Annotated in this window: 15 protein-coding genes; 7 read left to right on the top strand and 8 right to left on the bottom strand. The window is 64.8% G+C overall.

Going from position 1 to position 18,992, the window contains the following annotated elements:
• From AB3X94_RS01365 to AB3X94_RS01345, 5 genes are all read right to left on the bottom strand, one after another.
• Positions 1-780: an amino acid ABC transporter substrate-binding protein gene (locus AB3X94_RS01365; protein WP_368610631.1), complete on the bottom strand. Its 780-nt coding sequence runs from the start codon at positions 778-780 to the stop codon at positions 1-3.
• A 112-nt stretch (positions 781-892) separates the two neighbouring features.
• Positions 893-2,131: a benzoyl-CoA 2,3-epoxidase subunit BoxA gene (boxA, locus tag AB3X94_RS01360; protein WP_368610630.1), complete on the bottom strand. Its 1,239-nt coding sequence runs from the start codon at positions 2,129-2,131 to the stop codon at positions 893-895.
• A gap of 59 nt (positions 2,132-2,190) precedes the next feature.
• Positions 2,191-3,618, bottom strand: coding sequence for a benzoyl-CoA 2,3-epoxidase subunit BoxB (gene boxB, locus AB3X94_RS01355; RefSeq protein WP_368610629.1), 1,428 nt, complete (start codon positions 3,616-3,618; stop codon positions 2,191-2,193).
• A gap of 97 nt (positions 3,619-3,715) precedes the next feature.
• A complete protein-coding gene (gene boxC / locus AB3X94_RS01350; protein ID WP_368610628.1) occupies positions 3,716-5,395 on the bottom strand; it encodes a 2,3-epoxybenzoyl-CoA dihydrolase in 1,680 nt (559 codons plus the stop codon).
• A gap of 115 nt (positions 5,396-5,510) precedes the next feature.
• Positions 5,511-6,512, bottom strand: a complete 1,002-nt coding sequence (locus AB3X94_RS01345) for a helix-turn-helix transcriptional regulator (protein ID WP_368610627.1) — start codon at positions 6,510-6,512, stop codon at positions 5,511-5,513.
• Positions 6,513-6,726: 214 nt separating this feature from the next.
• Here AB3X94_RS01345 and AB3X94_RS01340 point away from each other — a divergent pair, with 214 nt between their 5' ends.
• The 5 genes from AB3X94_RS01340 to AB3X94_RS01320 all read left to right on the top strand — a co-directional run bounded on the left by AB3X94_RS01340 (position 6,727) and on the right by AB3X94_RS01320 (position 12,400).
• Positions 6,727-7,194 carry a DUF4863 family protein gene (locus AB3X94_RS01340; RefSeq protein ID WP_176108099.1) on the top strand — a complete coding sequence of 156 codons (468 nt, stop codon included), beginning with the start codon at positions 6,727-6,729 and terminating at the stop codon, positions 7,192-7,194.
• A gap of 73 nt (positions 7,195-7,267) precedes the next feature.
• Positions 7,268-8,857 (top strand): benzoate-CoA ligase family protein, encoded by a 1,590-nt coding sequence (locus tag AB3X94_RS01335; protein ID WP_368610626.1) that lies wholly within the window; start codon positions 7,268-7,270, stop codon positions 8,855-8,857.
• A gap of 11 nt (positions 8,858-8,868) precedes the next feature.
• Positions 8,869-9,729 (top strand): alpha/beta fold hydrolase, encoded by an 861-nt coding sequence (locus tag AB3X94_RS01330; protein ID WP_176108097.1) that lies wholly within the window; start codon positions 8,869-8,871, stop codon positions 9,727-9,729.
• Positions 9,730-9,850: 121 nt separating this feature from the next.
• On the top strand, positions 9,851-10,162 hold the full coding sequence (locus tag AB3X94_RS01325) for a hypothetical protein (RefSeq protein ID WP_368610625.1): 312 nt from the start codon (positions 9,851-9,853) through the stop codon (positions 10,160-10,162).
• Between the two features lie 120 nt (positions 10,163-10,282).
• On the top strand, positions 10,283-12,400 hold the full coding sequence (locus tag AB3X94_RS01320; protein ID WP_368610624.1) for a phosphocholine-specific phospholipase C: 2,118 nt from the start codon (positions 10,283-10,285) through the stop codon (positions 12,398-12,400).
• Positions 12,401-12,510: 110 nt separating this feature from the next.
• On the opposite strand, the gene AB3X94_RS01315 is transcribed toward AB3X94_RS01320, so the two are convergent.
• Entirely contained in the window at positions 12,511-12,891 is a 381-nt protein-coding gene (locus AB3X94_RS01315; RefSeq protein WP_176108094.1) for a DUF5594 family protein, read from the bottom strand.
• A 49-nt stretch (positions 12,892-12,940) separates the two neighbouring features.
• Positions 12,941-14,617: an acyl-CoA synthetase gene (locus AB3X94_RS01310; RefSeq protein ID WP_368610623.1), complete on the bottom strand. Its 1,677-nt coding sequence runs from the start codon at positions 14,615-14,617 to the stop codon at positions 12,941-12,943.
• Between the two features lie 327 nt (positions 14,618-14,944).
• Here AB3X94_RS01310 and AB3X94_RS01305 point away from each other — a divergent pair, with 327 nt between their 5' ends.
• Positions 14,945-15,811, top strand: a complete 867-nt coding sequence (locus AB3X94_RS01305; protein WP_368610622.1) for a hypothetical protein — start codon at positions 14,945-14,947, stop codon at positions 15,809-15,811.
• Positions 15,812-15,821: 10 nt separating this feature from the next.
• Here AB3X94_RS01305 and AB3X94_RS01300 read toward each other — a convergent pair whose 3' ends face one another.
• Entirely contained in the window at positions 15,822-16,730 is a 909-nt protein-coding gene (locus AB3X94_RS01300; RefSeq protein ID WP_176368081.1) for a LysR family transcriptional regulator, read from the bottom strand.
• A 126-nt stretch (positions 16,731-16,856) separates the two neighbouring features.
• Here AB3X94_RS01300 and AB3X94_RS01295 point away from each other — a divergent pair, with 126 nt between their 5' ends.
• Positions 16,857-18,977 (top strand): 3-hydroxyacyl-CoA dehydrogenase NAD-binding domain-containing protein, encoded by a 2,121-nt coding sequence (locus tag AB3X94_RS01295; RefSeq protein ID WP_368610621.1) that lies wholly within the window; start codon positions 16,857-16,859, stop codon positions 18,975-18,977.
• The last annotated feature ends 15 nt before the right edge of the window (positions 18,978-18,992 follow it).

The raw sequence follows: 18,992 nt of genomic DNA, 5'->3' as shown, positions 1-18,992 counted from the left end.
TCAATGAAACACGTCGCGGCCGAAGTACTTCAGCGAAATCCGCTGATAGGTACCGTCTTTTCTCATGCGGGCGAGCGCGTCGTCGATCGCGACGCGCAGCTTCGGATTGCCCTTGCGGATCAGTACCGCCGACTTGTCGCTGCTATCGGGCGACGTATCGACCGCGACGACCTTGATTCTTGCGTCGGGCACGCGCTTCTTATAGTCGAGAAACGATAATGAATCGTTGACGGTCGCATCGACGCGGCCCGTGACGAGCAGATCGATCGATTCGTCGAAGCCCTGCGCCGGAATCACCTGCGCGCCGTGCGCTGCCGCGATCCTGCCGACGTTGCTGCTCAGCGTATTGGCCGACTTGCGGCCGTTCAGGTCATCGAAAGATTTGATCGTCGTATTGTCCGATGCGACGATCAGCACCGCGTGCGACGTGATGTACGGGTCCGAGTAATCGTATTTGAGCTTGCGCTCGTCGGTGATCGCGACCTCGTTGATCACCGCGTCGTAGCGGTTGACGTCGAGACCGGCGATCAACCCATCCCATCTGGCTTCGATGAATAGCGGCTTGACCCCGAGACGCTGCGCGATCGCGCGGGCGAGTTCGACGTCGAAGCCGGTCAGCTTGCCCGTGTCGTCGTGATAAGTGAACGGTGCGTACGTGCCTTCGGTGCCAATCCGGAACACGCCCGCTGCCTTGATCTGCGCGAGGTCGTCGGCGCTCGCCGGATGCGCCAGCACGGCCTGCAATAGCGCGAGCATCGCGAGTGAACGAATCGGCTTCATCGGACGGCTCCGTCTGAGTGGCTGCGCAGGTGGCGGCCGGCTGCGTGGGCCGACTGTAGCAAACCGTCCGCGATTTTCAAAGCGTCGCGCGCGCGATCAGTCCGTCAGTACGTCAGTACGTCTCCAGATGCAGCCGCCCTTCCCGCTTCAGCTTCGCCCACAACGCTTGCCAATCGAGCCGATGCTGCTCGCCGATGTCCTTGAGCGCCTGCAGCACGCCGTCCTCCATGCCTTTGAGGCCGCACACGTAGATATAGGTGTTGTCGTCCTTCAGCAGGTTCGCGACGTCGGCCGAACGTTCGCGCATCGCGTCTTGCACATAGCGCTTCGGCTGTCCCGGCGTGCGCGAAAACGCGAGCGTGGTGTCGATGAAGTCCTTTGGCAGATTCGTCAGCGGTCCAAAGTACGGCAGTTCCTCCTTGGTGCGCGCGCCGAAGAACAGCATCAGCTTGCCGGTCGCGCCTTTGAGGCGCTTGCGCCGACGGTACTCGGTCATTGCGCGCATCGGTGCGGAACCGGTGCCCGTGCAGATCATCAGCAGATGCGAGTTCGGATGATTCGGCATCAGGAAGGTGCTGCCGAACGGACCGATCACGTTGACCGCGTCGCCCTTCTTCAGATCGCACAGATAGTTCGAGCAGACGCCGTCGATCGCGTCGCCGTGCTGCTGCGACACGCGCTTCACCGTCAGCGACACGTTGTTATAGCCGGGCCGCTCGCCGTCGCGCGGACTCGCGATCGAGTACTGGCGCGCGTGGTGCACGCGGCCGTCGGCGGCGGTGCCCGGCGGCAGAATGCCGATCGACTGGCCTTCGAGCACCGGAAACGGCATCGAGCCGAAGTCGAGCACGATGTGATGGATGTCGCTCGACGTCGCGCTGTCGGTGAGCCGGTAGTTGCCGACCACCGTCGCGGTGGTCGGCGCCTTGTGCGTGTACAGATTCACGTACGGCTTCGCGGCCGACCACGGCGGCACGACCGCGCCGCGCACGGTATCGACTTCGAGGCCGTCCGCTTCGTCGGAACTGTCGCCCGCGGCGGACGCGGCCGCCGTTTCTTCAGCCGGCACCGCCATCGTGTTCTGCTCCGGCAGCACGTCCCATGTGAACTGCTCGTCGATCGAATACGCGTCGGCCTTCAGCACCGTGCGCCAGTTGTCGATCGCACCGGTCGGGCAAGGCGGCACGCAGGCCATGCAGCCGTTGCAGACGTCCGCCTTCACGACGTAGTTGTTGTCGTCGTGCGTGATCGCATCGATCGGACAGGTCTCTTCGCAGGTGTTGCAGCGAATGCAGATCTCCGGATCGATCAGATGTTGCCGCAGCACTTCGACCGATACTGGGCCGTTCATGACTTCCTCCACCTGGCAATACGGCGCGCGCGTGGCGTGCCATTCGTGCTTCGCTTGCTTCAGTTGAAGCGCACGTATTCGAAATCGACCGGCTGACGGTTCACGCCCATCGCAGGCGGCGCGATCCAGTTCGCGAACTTGCCCGGTTCGGCAACGCGCCCCATCAGCGAAGCGACGAACGCGCGGTCTTCCGGCGTGGCGAGCCACTTCGCTTCGTTGGCGGCCCATTCGGCTTCGCTGATGACGCGCCCCTCGGGCGACACCCGAGTGCCCGCGAACGTGCCGATCTGCCGGTTGAACGCCTTGTGCGGCACCGTCATGCGAAAGTCGATGCCGGCCTTCTCGAGCACCTTGTTCCAGCGGCCAACGCCCGCGACCGAGTCCTTGATGTAATCGTCGCGCAGCACTTCGTTCATCGCGTTGAGCATCGGCACTTCGCGCTCGACGAGCTTGCCGTCCTGCACGTCGAGCAGCTTGTAGCTATGCTCGTTCAGGCGATGATCGTCGTCGCGCTTGCCTTCCTCGTAGCGCCCCTTCAGGCCGGAGCTATAGAACGTCGCCGCGTTCGACGAATGATCGGCGCCGAACAGGTCGATCGTGACCGAGTAATGGAAGTTCAGATAGCGCTGGATGGTCGGCAGATCGATCACGCCGGCCGCGCGGATCCTGGCGACGTCGTCGGTGCCGAGTTCGTTCATCACCTGCGCGGTGCGCTGGATCACGCGCGACACGCCCGATTCGCCGACGAACATATGATGCGCTTCCTCGGTCAGCATGAACTTCGTGGTGCGCGCGAGCGGATCGAAGCCCGACTCCGCGAGCGCCGACAGCTGGAACTTGCCGTCGCGGTCGGTGAAGTACGTGAACATGTAGAACGCGAGCCAGTCCGGCGTTTTCTCGTTGAACGCGCCGAGAATGCGCGGATTGTCTTCGTCGCCCGAGCGGCGGCCAAGCAAGGCTTCGGCTTCCTCGCGACCGTCGCGGCCGAAGTAGCGATGCAGCAGATACACCATCGCCCACAGATGACGGCCTTCCTCGACGTTGACCTGGAACAGGTTGCGCAGATCGTACAGCGACGGCGCGGTCAAGCCGAGGTGACGCTGCTGCTCGACCGAAGCCGGCTCCGTATCACCCTGCGTGACGATGATGCGGCGCAGGTTCGCGCGATGCTCGCCGGGCACGTCCTGCCACGCGGCCTCGCCCTTGTGCTCGCCGAAGTGGATCTTGCGATCCTGTTCGCCCGGCGTGAGGAAAATGCCCCAGCGGTACTCCGGCATCTTCACGTAGTCGAAGTGCGCCCAGCCGCCCGCGTCCACGCTGACCGCGGTGCGCAGATACACGTCGTAGCTGTGCGAGCCTTCCGGGCCCATATCGCACCACCACGACAGAAAGTTCGGCTGCCACTGTTCGAGCGCGCGTTGCAGCGCGCGGTCGTCGGCGAGGTTGACGTTGTTCGGAATCTTTTCGCTGTAGTTGATCGAGGACATGGTCGGTTCCCTGGGTCAATTCCCTGTTCGGAAGCTGCAGTGCGAAAGGCGCGTATCGGCAGGCGGCGTCGTTTAGTCGGTGTGAGCGCGATGCCGATTACACGCGCGACACATCGAATTGCGCCTTGCTGCCCTTGCCGTACACCTTGAGCGCACCCTTGTCGCCCACTGCGTTCGGCCGGTTGAAGATCCAGTTCTGCCAGGCGGTGAGACGGCCGAAGATGCGCGTCTCCATCGTCTCCGGCCCATTGAAGCGCAGATTCGCTTCGAGGCCGGTCAATGCATCGGGCGACATCGCCGCGCGCTCTTCGAGCGCGATGCGGATTTCGTCGGCCCAATCGATATCGTCCGGCGACGCGGTGACGAGACCGAGGCGCTCGGCGTCGAGCGCCTTGACCGGCTGGCCGATCAGCGCGCGCACCGCGTCGAGGGGCCCGGCTTCCTCGTAGAAGCGCCGCGCGAGCCGCGATTGATGCGTGACCATCGGATACAGACCGAAGTTGACTTCCGACAGCGTGATCGACGGCTCCTCGTCCTCGTTGTCGGGCAGCGCCGCCATGTAGGTGCGATCGGCAGCGAACGCGAGTTCGGCGAACGTGCCGGCGAAGCACGAACCCGGCTCGATCAGCGTGAAGATGGAACGCGACGACACGTCGAGGCGCGCGAACGTGCGGCGCAGCATGCCGATCGTTTCGCGCACGAACCAGTGATCCTTGTGCCGCAGCAGCGTCGCATCGACGGCGAGCAGGTGGCGGGCGTCGCCTTCGGTCTTGAACACCCAGGTGCCGATGTCGAGCGCGTTGGTGCGCATCGACAGGATCGCGTCGTCGAGTTCACGGGCGAATTGCAGCGGCCACCAGTTGGCGCCGGCCGCGACGATCGCGGCCAGGTCGGTCGGTTGCTCGGTGCGCGGCGCGCGCGCGGTGAAGGTCGCCACACGTTTCGCGCGATCGATGGTCACGTCCACGGTTTGATAGCCGAGGCCGTCTTCGCGATCCGTGCGTTCTATGCGCGTGAGCGCGACGCCCTTGGCATCGGCCGGACGATCGCTGTGCGCGCCGAGTTCGAGCGCGCGCGCCTGAATCGCCTGCTCGAACTGGTTCGGCTTCACGACTTCGTCGACGAGACGCCATGCCTTCGCACGCTCGCCACGCACACCCTCGACCACCGTGCAGAAAATATCCGCGCGATCGTGGCGCACCTTGCGTTTATCGGTCACGCGCGTGAGGCCGCCGGTGCCGGGCAGCACGCCGAGCAGCGGCACTTCCGGCAGTGACACCGAAGAGGAACGATCGTCGATCAGATAGATTTCGTCGCAGGCGAGCGCGAGTTCATAACCGCCGCCCGCGCACGCGCCGTTCACCGCGGCGAGAAACTTCAGCCCCGAATGGCGCGACGAATCTTCGAGCCCGTTGCGCGTTTCGTTCGTGAACTTGCAGAAGTTGACCTTCCAAGCGTGCGACGACAGTCCCAGCATGAAGATATTCGCGCCCGAGCAGAACACCCGGTCCTTCAGACTCGTCACCACCACCGTGCGGACTTCCGGATGCTCGAAGCGAATCCGCTGGATCGCATCATGCAGCTCGATGTCGACGCCGAGGTCGTACGAATTGAGCTTCAGCTTGTAGCCGCCGCGAATGCCGCCGTCCTCGGCGATGTCGATGCCGAGCGTCGCAACCGGGCCGTTGAAGCTCAGCTTCCAGTGCTTGTACTGCGACGGCTCGGTGCGGTAGTCGACCGGCGCGGCCTCGGCAACGACGGTAGGTGCTGTGGACATGGGGCGTCTCCTGACTGGACGATGCAATCTGTTTTGTTGAACAATAGTGCATCAGCATACCAGCGTAAAGCACTTTAGTGCATTTTTACGGGGAAACCCTGGCGCTCCCGATCGGTCAGTTCACGCGCGCTTCGTCGGGCGCTTCCGCCGCGAGACGCGCGGCGAGACGGTCGCGCAACTGCAGGTACGCATCGGCGAGCGTCTTTTCGCTGGTGTCGAACGTCATGTCGGCCCGCCCGTACAGCTCCGCGCGCCCGGCAAGGATGCGTTTCAGGTCGTCCATCGCCTCGCGGTTGCCGGACATCGGCCGCAGATCGCCTTGCGCGACGACGCGGCGCATATGTTCTTCGGGCGTCGCCTGCAACCACACGGTAAAGCAGTGCGACAGCAGCACGTTGAACGTGCCCGATTCCGACACGAGCCCGCCCGGGGACGCGATCACCGCGCGCGAATGTTCGTGGATCACCGCCTCTAGCGCGCGCTGCTCGTAGCGTCGATACGCGCTCGCGCCGTATAGCGAATGAATCTCCGACGGCGGACAACCCGCGAGCTGTTCGATCACGCGCGTGAGTTCGATGAACGGCACCTTGCGCTCCTGCGCGAGCATGCGTCCGAGCGTCGACTTGCCCGCGCCGCGCAGACCGATCAGCGCAATACGGTCCTTGCGATGTGGGTCACGCGGCGCCTGCGCGAACATCTCCGCGAGCGCGATGCGCGCGCGCTGCAGCGCGGCCTGGTCGCGCCCCTGCAGCAGTTCGCGAATCAGCAGCCATTCGGCCGACGCAGTGGTTTCGTCGCCGATCACCTCGGCGAGCGGGCAGTTCAGCGCGGCCGCGAGCTGCCGCAGCACCAGCACCGACGCATTGCCGACGCCGGATTCGAGATTCGCCAGATGCCGCTCCGACAAACCGGTTTCGGCCGCCAGCGTCTTGCGTGTCATGCCGCGGCGAGCGCGCAGCAAACGCACGCGCTCGCCCATCGCGGTCAGGAACGGGTCGCGTTCTTCGCGATCACCGCCGCGTTCGGCCGCGCGGTCACCCGCGCGCTCGGTGCGTTCGGCGCGGGCCGCGTCGCCGTCGGTTGCGTCCAACGATGCGGGAGGGTACTTTTGGTTCATGTTTTCCGAGCTCGTGACTACGATATATGTACTATAGTGCTTGACACGCACCAGATGAACGGTTTAATTTTCGCCAAAAGCTGATCCAATCACAAACAGTCGCGCGCCGCCCTGGCATTCCGGCCGCGTCACGGAGACGGCGCCGCACCACGCATGCACCAAAGTTCAGGGGGCCGGCCAACCGGCCTGCGTGAGCGCGCTTCTGGAGGCTCGCATGTCCGCACAGGAATTCCAGCGCCTGATCGCAGGCGTCACTGGGCAACTCGCCGGGCGGCCGCTCGACGCCGCGCTCGCCGACTGGCTGAACGACACCTGGCCCGCCGACAGTCCCACCTTTCACGAACTCGCGAACGCATGCCGCACAGGCGTCGCCGAAGGCTGGCTGTGCAACCGCGAGGCCGGCGGCATCCGCTACGGCCGCATCTTCAAGGCGTTGCCCGACACGCACGGCTTTTCCGTCGACGTCGTCGACATGCAGGACATTGCCGGTCCGCACCACGTCCATCCGCACGGCGAGATCGATCTGATCATGCCGCTCACCGAAGGCGCGACGTTCGACGGCCATCCGGCCGGCTGGTGCGTGTACGGCCCCGGCTCCGCGCATCGGCCGACCGTCGCGAACGGCCAGGCGCTGGTGCTGTATCTGCTGCCGCAAGGGGCGATCGAATTCACGCGCGCTTGAGCCGCGAGCGGCCAGCATCGAGCGGATCACGCGCACACAAAAGCCGGACCGCGTCCACGGACGGAGGAGACATATGGAAGCCCTGCTGGAAACGAGCGCGCGCGAGCCGGTTGCGCCGCCGCCCCCACTGTTCAACTTCGCGAGGCATCTGTTCCAATTGAACGAAGCTCGCGCGAGCAAAGTCGCTTATATCGATGACCACGGCGCGACGACTTACGGCGAACTCGAACAGCGCGCTCGGCGCTGCGCCAGCGCACTGCGTGCGCTCGGCGTGCATCCCGAGGAGCGCGTGCTGCTCGTGATGCTCGACACCGTATCGTTGCCGGTCGCGTTTCTCGGCGCGCTGTACGCGGGCATCGTGCCGGTCGTCGCGAACACCTTGCTGACCGCCGCCGACTATACGTACATGCTGACGCACAGCCATGCGCGCGCGGTGATCGTGTCGGAACCGTTGCTATCCAACGTGACGCAGGCGCTGAGCAGCATCGACGACGACGGCTGCCACCTGATCGTCTCGCAGCCAGACGCTTCCACCGGAAAGCCGCTCGGGGCGCCCCACTTCGAAACGCTGGTCGATACCGCCACACCGGCCGTTAAAGGCTGTGCGAGCAACGCGGACGACATCGCCTTCTGGCTCTATTCGTCGGGCTCGACCGGCAAGCCGAAAGGCACCGTCCACACGCACGCGAATCTGTACTGGACCGCCGAGCTGTATGCGAAGCCGGTGCTCGGCATCGTCGAGAGCGACGTGGTTTTTTCGGCGGCGAAGCTGTTCTTTGCGTATGGGCTCGGCAACGCGCTGACGTTTCCGCTGTCGGTCGGCGCGACCGCGATCCTGATGGCCGTGCGCCCGACCGCCGACGCGATTTTCACGCGCCTCGTCAAGCAGCGCCCGACCGTGTTCTGCGGCGTGCCGACCTTGTACGCGAACATGCTGGTGTCGCCCAATCTGCCCGCACGCGCCGACGTCGCGATCCGCGTGTGCGCGTCGGCCGGCGAGGCGTTGCCGCGCGATGTCGGCGAACGCTTCACCGCGCACTTCGGTGCCGAGATTCTCGATGGCATCGGCTCGACGGAAATGCTGCACATCTTCCTGTCGAATCGCCCGGGCGAAGTCGAATACGGCACGACCGGGCGCCCCGTGCCGGGCTACGAAGTCGAGTTGCGCGACGAAGCTGGGCGGCCAGTGCCCGATGGCGAAGTCGGCGATCTGTTCATCAAAGGGCCGAGCGCGGCGCTGATGTACTGGAGCAATCGCGAGAAAACGCGCGCGACGTTTCTCGGCGAATGGATCAGAAGCGGCGACAAGTATCGGCGTCTCACGAACGGCTGTTACGTCTACGCGGGCCGCAGCGACGACATGCTGAAAGTAAGCGGCCAGTATGTGTCGCCAATCGAGGTCGAGATGGTGCTCGTCGCGCATCCGGCGGTGCTCGAAGCGGCGGTGGTCGGCGTCGATCATGGCGGACTCGTTAAAACGCGCGCATTCGTCGTACTCAAGCGCGACTTCATGCCGTCCGATCTGCTCGCAGATGAACTGAAGGCCTTCGTCAAGGAACGGCTCGCGCCGCACAAGTACCCGCGCGATATCGTATTCACCGACGATCTTCCGAAAACCGCCACCGGCAAGATTCAACGCTTCAAGCTGCGCGAACTGTCATAGGTGTTTCATTGATGCAGAACCGAGGTACCGCTCCTGCCACTTCCTCCGCGGGGGCCGCGGGAGGCTTCGCCGAACTGCAGGCGACTGCGTCGCATGGCTCGCTGCACATCGAGTATTGCTGGGTCAACGAGCAGGCGAATGCTCAACAGGACGATGCGCCGATCGCGGTCTTCCTGCACGAAGGTCTCGGCTCGATCGCGATGTGGCGCGACTGGCCGCAGACGTTGTGCGAGCGGCTCGGCATGCGCGGGCTCGTCTATTCGCGGCCCGGTTACGGACTCTCGACCCCGCGTGCGCCTGACGAGAAATGGCCGGTCGATTTCATGACCGCGCAGGCGCGCGACATTCTCCCCGCCTTGCTCGACGCGCTCGATATCGACTTGCGGCAACGCCAGCGGATGTGGGTGATCGGCCATAGCGACGGCGGCTCGATCGCGCTGCTGTACGCGGCGCTGTATCCCGATGCGCTCGCGGGCGCGGTCGTGATCGCACCGCACGTATTCGTCGAAGACATCTCGGTGCAAAGCATCGCGCAGACGAAGCAGCTTTACGAAACCACCGATCTGCGGGCGAAGCTCGCCCGCTATCACGCGGACGTCGATTCCGCGTTCTACGGCTGGAACGATATCTGGCTCGATCCCGAGTTCAGGCAGTGGTCGATCGTCGAGGCGCTCGCGCCGATCCGCCGACCGCTGCTCGCGATCCAGGGCCACGACGACGACTACGGCACGATGGCGCAGATCGACACGATCGCCGCGCGCGTGCCACACGCGCAACTCGTGAAGCTCGACGCATGCGGACACTCGCCGCATCGCGATGCGCCCGCGGCGCTCAACGACGCGATCGCTGCGTTCGTTCGCGCGCAGCGATAAGCGGCGCCCTGGCTGTTACCGATACTTCATAAAAATTACACGGATCGGCGATTATGCTGCGGCATCGCTGACCTCGGCACATCGATGGCGAGGCATCCCTTCCCCGCCCGGAGACAGTGCCATGCCTTTCGTGTCGAAGCCGGTTCGTGCGCCGCGCCGCAAACGTTTGACCGGCGCCGTGACGGTCATCGCGCTGTGCGCGCTAGCGGGAGCATGCAGCAACGACGACCCGCCCGCGAGCACGAATACGATCAGTTCAACGGAACATTCCGCCGCTAACCCCGGCGCCCCGTCGATCGCCCAGCCGCCGGCCGACTTCGCGCCGCCGACACTGACGATCCAGACACCGGCGGCACCGGCATCCGAAGCCGGCACGGCGCTGTCCGCCGCCTCACCGCCGCTTGCCCGCCCCGTCATCCATACCGTCGATTGAGAATTGCGCCGCGCGCGGAGACTAGCCTGCCTTCGCGCGTCCGACGCAACATTGCCGTTTCAGTACCGCAACTCGTCTTCCCCGTGCCTTTTTCCTCCACCGAAGATTTGAGCCATAACCATGACTTCAACAGATCGCCGTGATTTTCTGCGCTCGGCCGCGCAAGCCGCCGCTTCCTTCACCGCGTTGAGCATGCTGCCGCCCGGCATCCGCAATGCGCTCGCGCTTCCGGCCAACAACCGCACCGGCACGATCCGCGACGTCGAGCATATCGTCGTGCTGATGCAGGAGAACCGCTCGTTCGACCACTACTTCGGCACGCTCAAGGGCGTGCGGGGCTTCGGCGACACGCGTGCGATCAACCTCGCGAACGGCCAGCCGGTGTGGTATCAGCCGCTCACCACCGATACCACCGGCGCCAGCTACGTGCTGCCGTTCCGTCCGAGCGCGCCGAACCTCGGCCTGCAATTCCTGCAGGATCTGGCGCACGACTGGGGCACCACACACGCCGCATGGAACGGCGGCCGCAACGATCAGTGGGTACCGTCGAAAGGCGCGACCACGATGGCCTACCTGACGCGCGACGACATCCCGTTCCACTATCAGCTCGCCGACGCATTCACGATCTGCGACGCGTACCACTGCTCGCTGATGGGTCCGACCGATCCGAACCGCTACTACATGTGGAGCGGCTGGGTCGGCAACGACGGCAGCGGCGGCGGTCCGGTGATCGACAATTCGGAGCTCGGCTACGGCTGGTCGACCTTCCCCGAAGTGCTGCAGAACGCGGGCATCACGTGGAAGATCTATCAGGACATCGGCACCGGGCTCGACGCGAACGGCTCCTGGGGCTGGACGCAGAACGCGTATATCGGCAACTACGGCGACAACTCGCTGCTCTGTTTCAACCAGTATCGCAACGCGCAGCCGGGCAACCCGCTGTATGACAACGCACGTACCGGCACCAACGCGGCGAACGGCGACGGCTACTTCGACATCCTGAAGCGCGACGTGCAAAACGGCACGCTGCCGCAGGTATCGTGGATCGTCGCGCCCGAAGCGTACAGCGAACACCCGAACTGGCCGACCAACTACGGCGCGTGGTACATCGACCAGGTGCTGCAGATCCTCACGTCGAACCCGGACGTGTGGAGCAAGACCGTGCTGCTGATCAACTACGACGAAAACGACGGCTTCTTCGATCACATCGCCGCGCCGTTCGCGGCCGCGTCGAGCGCGAACGGTCTGTCGACCGTCGAGATCGCGAATGAAATCTATCCGGGCGATCCGAAGAACGTCGCCGGGCCGTACGGGCTTGGACCGCGCGTGCCGATGCTGGTGGTGTCGCCGTGGTCCAAAGGCGGCTACGTGTGCTCCGAAGTGTTCGACCACTCGTCGGTGATTCGCTTCATCGAAAAGCGCTTCGGCCGCGAGCACAATCTCGGCGAATCGAACATCACGCCGTGGCGTCGCGCGGTGTGCGGCGATCTGACCTCTGCGTTCAATTTCGCGAATCCGAACGCGTCGGTGCCGTCGCTGCCGAGCACGAGCGGCTACGTGCCGCCCGACCAGAACCGTCACCCGGACTACGTGCCGCAAACGCCGACGGTGCAGACGGTACCGAAGCAGGAAGCGGGCGTGCGCCCGGCACGCGCGCTGCCATACGAACTGTTCGTGCGCGTCGACGAAGGCTCGAACGGCAAGCTGACGATGCGCTTCGTCAACACGGGCCGCGCGGGCGCGGTGTTCCTCGTGTACGCGGCCGATAGCGCCGACGCGCCGCGCAGCTATACCGTCGAAGCGGGCAAGCATCTGCAGGACACGCTGATGCTCAACGCCGATGGCAGCTACGACTTCAGCGTGCACGGACCGAACGGCTTCCTGCGCCGCTTCGCGGGCAAAGTGGTTGCGCGGAACTGGTGGATTGGTTCGGACACCGCACGGCCGGCCGTCGTCGAAGGCTACGACGTCGCGAACGGCAATCTGCAACTGCGGCTCGAGAACGTCGGCAGCGCGCGGTGCCAGTTCACGATCGTCAACGCGTACGACAAGGACCATGTCATCAAGCATTCGGTGCGCGGCGGCGACACCGACAATCTGTACCTCGATCTGCGCAAAGCATACGGCTGGTACGATCTCGCGATCACCGTCGATACGGACCCGACGTTTGCCCGCCGCATCGCCGGTCACGTCGAGACGGGCAATGACAGCATCAGCGATCCGGCGCTGGGCGCCTGAACATCGCGCTCACCCAACGCTGCAAAAGCAACGGCCGCTGGCTCTTCGAGCACAGCGGCCGCTTTTTATCCAGCTATCTCGAGCGCAAACCCGCAAACGCGCGCGAGCGTCTACGCTTCGAAATCGAGCCCGCCGATCAACGTAACCGGTTCACCCTGCGTGTGCGTGGAGAAATCGAGTTCGCGCGCCTGGGTCCACGCGTTGAGCTTGCGCGGCAACGCGGCCAGATATCTGGCGAAACGCGTCGCGCCTTGCTCGCCCATCAGTCTTTCTATTTCATCGCTGTCCCAGGTCAGATACAGATTCAATGGATGCGGGTAATGACCGAGTTCATCGAGCGGCGTTGCGTGAATCCGCACGCGGGTGGGCTGCCCCGGTTCACCATGCGGCAGCACGTCGGTGTGAACGGTCTTCCCGACACACGCGGCGATCGCCTCGGCAATGCGCGGCGCGAACTCCTGGTCGAAACGAATTGCACTCTCGGGGCGCATCCCATGTCTCCGCTGTGACTCTCATCGTGGGTGGGTCATCGTAGCAGACTCAGTTTTTCGCCGGTGGGATCGCGTCCGGGTCGTGCGCGCCGGTCTCCCCCAGCGCCTCGCGCAGCGCCTTGCGGATCACCTTGCCGGTGGCCGTCATTGGCAGACTTTCGACGAAGCGAATCTCGCGCGGATATTCGTGCGCAGCCAGACGCGTCTTTACGTGCTGCTGGATCTCGCGCACCAGCGCATCGTCGCCGACGAAGCCCGCTTTCAGCACGACGAACGCCATCACGATTTCGGTGCGGTCGCGATCGGGCGCGCCGACCACGGCGGCCATCGCGACGGCCGGATGACGCAGCAGCGAATCCTCGATCGACGCGGGCCCGATCCGGTAGCCGGCGCTCGTGATCACGTCGTCGCCGCGGCCCACGAAGCGAATGAAGCCGTCCGCGTCGCGCGTGCCGAGATCGCCGGTCAGCAGAAACTTGCCGCGAAATTTCTCGCGCGTCGCCGCCTCGTTGCGCCAGTAGCCGACAAACATCACCGGATCGGGCGCGGCCACCGCGATATCGCCGATCGCGCCGGGCGGCAGTTCGCTGCCGGCGGCATCGACGATCGCGACATGGTGCCCCGGCACCGCGCGCCCGATCGCGCCGAAGCGCGGCTCGAACAGCGCCGCGCACGACGACACCACGACGTTGCACTCGGTCTGCCCGTAGAACTCGTTGATCGTCACGCCGAGCGCATCGCGCCCCCAGCCGATCAGTTCCTCGCCAAGGGATTCGCCGCCGCTCGCGACCGATCGCAACGCGAGCCGCAGATGAGCGGGCCGCTCGACGCCGCGCATCATCTTCAGCGCGGTCGGCGGTAAAAACGCATGGGAGACCGCGTGACGCGCGAGCAGATCGAAAGCGGCGTGGCCGTCGAATTTTGCAAAACGGCGCGCGAGCACCGCGACGCCGTGATGCCACGACGGCAGCAGCACATCGAACAGACCGCCGATCCACGCCCAGTCCGCGGGCGTCCACATCAGCGTCGCGTGCGCGGGAAAGCCCTGCTGCGACATCTCGACGCCGGGCAGATGCCCGAGCAACACGCGATGCCCGTGCAGCGCGCCCTTCGGTTTTCCGGTCGTGCCCGACGTATAGATGATGATCGCCGGATCGTCCGCGGCGGTATCGGCCGGCGTGAACTCAGCGGAAGCGCTATGCAACGCCTGCCAGAACGACCTCACGGGCGCGTCCGATGCTTCGTCATCCTGCTGGATATCGACGCTGAACACGTGTCGCAACTCCGGCACCGCGCCGCGGATTTCGTCGATCTTTTGCACGCCGGCGTGATCAGTGATGAGTGCGACCGCACCGCTATCGCCGAGCCGATGCTCGATCGCGTCGACGCCGAGCAGCGCGAACAACGGCACCGCGACCATGCCGGCCTTGTAGGCCGCGAGATGCGCGATGGCCGTTTCGATCGATTGTGACAGGAAGATGCCGACGCGCTCGCCGCGCCGTGCGCCCGCCGCGAGCAGCGCATTGGCGAAGCGGTCGGACAGGGCTTTCAGTTCGTCGAACGTATAGCGGGTCGCGCGGCCGTCGGCATCTTCGTAGATCAGCGCGAGACGCCCCGAGCCATCGGCCCACTTGTCGCATGCATCGACGCCGATGTTGTAGCGCGGTGGAATGCGCCACGTGAAATTGGCCGTGAGCGAATCGTAAGTCTCGCCGTCGAGGTTCATCGCGTTCTCCTGAATATCGTCGCTATCGCTGCATGGAGTAATGCATGGCCCATTGCTTGCTTCTACTGCGCGCGCATGGCCGGTGTTCCGCAGTTTAAGCCCACGATCTTGCCTGTCCCGTTCGCCGCGTCGCCTTGCGCAATTGGATTTGCCAAATACGACATAGTCCCGCACATAATCGCCGACACGTCGCGCTGAACTCAACGTTTTGCGACAACTCCTGTGTGATTCAAGCCCTTTAGATCTGACCAGTGCCGTCCCCGTCTAGGATCGTTACACAGGTTCGGTGCCTATGTTGCGCCGCATGATCGCTACCCCGGATGACATATGCGCAAGGCAAGATTTGCATCGTTCTGGCACGGTCCGGAACTATCTCCCTATGAAGTCGCCTGTCTAAGTTCGTTCACGCAGTACGGCAGCGAGGTCGCGCTTTATAGCTACGAGCCGATCGCTGAATTGCCGCCCGGCGTGAGTGCGAAAGATGCGACCACGATACTGCCGCGCGATTCGCTGAACGACTTCCCGATTCGCGGGGTGCCGTCGATGCAGCATTTCACCGACTATTTCCGCTTCGTGATGTTCACGAAGACCGACGAGATCTGGGTCGACACGGACATGCTGCTGCTTCGTGATTTCGACCTCAACGCCAAGGGCGACCTGATCGGGCGGGAGACCCAGACGAGCATCTGCAATGCGATTCTGAGGCTCGATCCGGATCAGCCGCGCTTGCACGAGGCGATCGAACGGGTCGAAGCGATGAAAGGCACCGCACTGAAGTGGGGCGACACCGGCCCGCGTCTATTGACCGCCGTCTACGGCGTGAAGGCCGGTCTTCCCGAAAGCCTGTTCTATCCGGTGCACTTCAACGATTACTACAAGGTGTTCCTGCCGCGCTATTTCGAAGAATGCGCGGCGCTCTGTTCCGACGCGTACACGCTGCATCTGTGCAACAACCGGGTCGTCAAGATGGGGCTCTTCAAGCGCATCGGCCCGCCCGTTGGGTCGTTCCTGCATCACGTCTTCGAGCAAACCGGCGCCAACGAGCTGTTTCGCGAGTTTTATCCGGCCAGCGTGATGCAGGCGATGATCGACAACGCGGTGGAGAAAGTCGGCAGCGACGAAGGCGTGCGCAAGCTGCTGCGCGTCGGCGTGCCGATGGTCACGACGGCCATTGCGCGCAGACTCGGCGCCTGAGTTCGCCGCTTCAGTTCGCGCCGCCCCTGCCCGAGCCCTGCGCCTGCTCCAGCACGAAGTCGATGAACGTCGCGGCCGCGCGCGTGTGGTGCCGGTTCGGCATGTACAGCATGTACATGTGGGTGCCGAAGATGCTGAGCCGCCAGGCATCGAGCGCGCTCAGCACGGCGCCGCGCTTCAGATCGTCCTGCACCACGTAGTCCGGCACGAGTCCGACGCCCAGACCGGCCAGCACCGCCTGCCGCAAAAATAGAAAGTTTTCCGAAATAATCGTCGGTTCGAGCAGCACTTCATGACGCTCGTCGCGCAGATACGCGGCGAGCCGCAATTGCTTGCCGATCACGGCCGCGGTAATCAACGGCGCGCTGCGCAGGTCGTCGAGCGTCGCGGGCATGCCGTGCGTCCGCGCGAATTCGGGGGATGCGCAGGCCACGTACCGGACCGGCCCCATGTCCCGAGCGACGAGGTTTTGCGGCGGCTCCGACATCACGCGCACGGCGATGTCGATCTCGTCGCGCATCAGATCCTCGACGCGGTTCTCGAACATTACGTCGAGCACGATGCCCGGATACAGCCGCTTGAACGCGATCAGCCAGTCGGACATCACGAGCTGGCCATAGCCGCTCGGCACGCTCAGCCGCACTCGCCCTTGCAGGCTTTGGCCCAGCGTCGTCACCGACTCGCGCGCGGCCAGCAATGCGTTGCGAATAGTACGGCCGTGCTCGTAGAGCCGCAGACCGATCTCGGTCGGCTCGACGCGGCGCGTGGTGCGCCGCACCAATTGCAGGCCCACCGAACGCTCGAGCTGGTTCAGATGATAGCTAACGTTCGCGCGGCTCATCTTGAGCCGGCGCGCCGCTTCGCTCAGATTGCCGGCATCGAGGATGTCGACGAGCAGGGTCAGCGAGTTGACGTCCATTGGCATGCCGTTGTCAAAATGATTTTGACAGTCTGTCAATCAGCCATGTGATTGTCAATGAACGTTGACCACTCCAGAATGGGGCGATCCGGCGCACTTCGCCACCCTCATACGGAGACACCCACGATGAACCATTCCCCCACAGCAGACGTCGTCATGCGCGAATTGCGCGGCAAGGTCCTGCTCGTCACGATCGACCACGCGCCGGTCAACGCGCTCTCTGCCGACGTGCGGCGCGGCCTGCTGGCCGCGATCGAAGCCGCCGACGCCGATCGCGACGTCGAAGCCGTGCTGATCGTCGGCGCGGGGCGCAATTTCATCGCCGGTGCCGATATTCGCGAGTTCGGCAAGCCGCCGGTGCCGCCTTCGCTGCCGGACGTGTGCAATCGCATCGAGGCCTGCGGGAAACCCGTGATTGCCGCGTTGCATGGCGCCGCGCTCGGCGGCGGGCTCGAAGTGGCGCTCGCCGCGCATTACCGGATCGCCGTCGAGGGCGCGAAGCTCGGCCTGCCCGAAGTGCAGCTCGGCCTGCTGCCCGGCGCGGGCGGCACGCAACGCACGCCGCGCCTGATCGGCGCGCCGGCCGCGCTCGATCTGATCCTGAGCGGCCGTCATGCGAGCGCGAAGGAAGCGTTCGCGCTGGGCTTGATCGACCGTCTCGGCGACAGCGACGACATCCTCGCCGAAGGACTCGCCTACACGCACGAATTGCTCGCCGCGCATGCGCCGGTGCGCCGCACGCGCGACGCCGCCGCATTGAACGATCGCGCCGCGAGCCTCGCCGCCGTCGCGAAAGCGCGTGACGAAACCGCGAAGAAAGCGCGCGGCCTGTTCTCGCCGCTAAAAATCGTCGACGCCGTCGAAGCCGCGATCGAACAGCCCTTCGACGAAGGCCTGAAGTTCGAACGCACGCTGTTCCTGCAATGCCTCGACAGCCCGCAGCGAGCCGGTCTCGTGCACGCATTCTTCGCCGAGCGCGAAGTGCTGAAAGCGCCCGAAACGCGCGACGCGAAACCGCGCGCGCTCGAGGCGATAGGCGTGATCGGCGGCGGCACGATGGGCGCCGGCATTGCGGTCGCGCTGCTCGACGCTGGTCTGCCCGTCACGATGATCGAACGCGACGAAGCGTCGCTCGCGCGCGGCCGCGCGCACATCGACAAGGTCTACGACGGGCTGATCGCCAAAGGCCGCCTCACCGCGGAAAAGAAAGCCGCGACCATGGCGCGCTGGAGCGGCAGCACGTCGTACGATGCGCTTGCTCACGTCGACCTCGTGATCGAAGCCGTGTTCGAAGATCTCGACGTCAAAAAGGCCGTGTTCGCCGAGCTCGATCGCGTCTGCAAGCCCGGCGCGGTGCTCGCGACCAACACGTCGTATCTGGACATCGAAGCGATCGCGGCCAGCATCCCGCGCGCCGCCGATGTGATCGGCCTGCACTTCTTCTCGCCCGCCAACATCATGAAGCTGCTCGAAGTCGTGGTGCCGAAGCACGTCAGCGCCGACGTCGTCGCGACCGCGTTCGAGCTCGCGAAGAAGCTGCGCAAGACGCCGGTGCGCGCGGGAGTGTGCGACGGTTTCATCGGCAATCGCCTGCTCGCCGTTTATCGCGCCGCCGCGGACGCGCTGATGGAAGACGGTGCGTCGCCGTATCAGATCGACGCGGCCGTGCGCGCGTTCGGCTTGCCGATGGGCCCGTTCCAGGTGGTCGACCTCGCGGGCGGCGACATCGGCTGGGCGGCGCGCAAACGCCGTGCGGCCACGCGCGACCCGAACGCACGCTACGTGCAGATCGCCGACCGCCTGTGCGAGCGCGGCTGGTTCGGCCAGAAGACGGGCCGCGGATTCTATCTGTACCCCGAAGGATCGCGCGGCGGCATGCCCGATCCCGAAGTCGAGGCGATCATCGACGCCGAACGTAAGCGCGCGGGCGTCACGCCGCGCAGCTTCACCGACGAGCAGATCATTCGCCGCTATATGGCCGCGATGATCAACGAAGGCGCGAACGTCGTGCACGAAGGCATCGCGCTGCGCCCGCTCGACGTCGACGTGACGCTGCTGTACGGCTACGGTTTTCCGCGCTACCGCGGCGGTCCGATGAAATACGCGGACAGCGTCGGCCTCGCGACGATCCTCGCCGACATCCGCGAGTACGCGAAGGAAGACCCGCTGTTCTGGCGGCCGTCGCCGCTGCTCGTTGAACTGGTCGAGCGCGGAGCGGATTTCGCGAGCCTGAACACGACGGCCTGAGCCGCCACGAACCCG

It is taken from the genome of Paraburkholderia sp. BR10923 (genome assembly GCF_040948765.1).
GTDB classification, from domain to species: Bacteria; Pseudomonadota; Gammaproteobacteria; order Burkholderiales; family Burkholderiaceae; genus Paraburkholderia; species Paraburkholderia youngii.
Note: the sequence above shows the minus strand (reverse complement) of the source record. Positions and strands in the feature narration are given on the sequence as shown.

Excerpts from the sequence above, each read along its gene's own strand:
- boxA (WP_368610630.1), bottom strand. The coding sequence starts at position 2,131 with ATGAACGGCCCAGTATCGGTCGAAGTGCTGCGGCAACATCTGATCGAT.
- AB3X94_RS01340 (WP_176108099.1), top strand. The coding sequence starts at position 6,727 with ATGTCCGCACAGGAATTCCAGCGCCTGATCGCAGGCGTCACTGGGCAA.
- AB3X94_RS01325 (WP_368610625.1), top strand. The coding sequence starts at position 9,851 with ATGCCTTTCGTGTCGAAGCCGGTTCGTGCGCCGCGCCGCAAACGTTTG.
- AB3X94_RS01330 (WP_176108097.1), top strand. The coding sequence starts at position 8,869 with ATGCAGAACCGAGGTACCGCTCCTGCCACTTCCTCCGCGGGGGCCGCG.
- boxC (WP_368610628.1), bottom strand. The coding sequence starts at position 5,395 with ATGTCCACAGCACCTACCGTCGTTGCCGAGGCCGCGCCGGTCGACTAC.
- AB3X94_RS01335 (WP_368610626.1), top strand. The coding sequence starts at position 7,268 with ATGGAAGCCCTGCTGGAAACGAGCGCGCGCGAGCCGGTTGCGCCGCCG.
- AB3X94_RS01300 (WP_176368081.1), bottom strand. The coding sequence starts at position 16,730 with ATGGACGTCAACTCGCTGACCCTGCTCGTCGACATCCTCGATGCCGGC.
- AB3X94_RS01365 (WP_368610631.1), bottom strand. The coding sequence starts at position 780 with ATGAAGCCGATTCGTTCACTCGCGATGCTCGCGCTATTGCAGGCCGTG.
- AB3X94_RS01345 (WP_368610627.1), bottom strand. The coding sequence starts at position 6,512 with ATGAACCAAAAGTACCCTCCCGCATCGTTGGACGCAACCGACGGCGAC.
- AB3X94_RS01315 (WP_176108094.1), bottom strand. The coding sequence starts at position 12,891 with ATGCGCCCCGAGAGTGCAATTCGTTTCGACCAGGAGTTCGCGCCGCGC.
- AB3X94_RS01295 (WP_368610621.1), top strand. The coding sequence starts at position 16,857 with ATGAACCATTCCCCCACAGCAGACGTCGTCATGCGCGAATTGCGCGGC.
- boxB (WP_368610629.1), bottom strand. The coding sequence starts at position 3,618 with ATGTCCTCGATCAACTACAGCGAAAAGATTCCGAACAACGTCAACCTC.
- AB3X94_RS01320 (WP_368610624.1), top strand. The coding sequence starts at position 10,283 with ATGACTTCAACAGATCGCCGTGATTTTCTGCGCTCGGCCGCGCAAGCC.
- AB3X94_RS01305 (WP_368610622.1), top strand. The coding sequence starts at position 14,945 with ATGCGCAAGGCAAGATTTGCATCGTTCTGGCACGGTCCGGAACTATCT.
- AB3X94_RS01310 (WP_368610623.1), bottom strand. The coding sequence starts at position 14,617 with ATGAACCTCGACGGCGAGACTTACGATTCGCTCACGGCCAATTTCACG.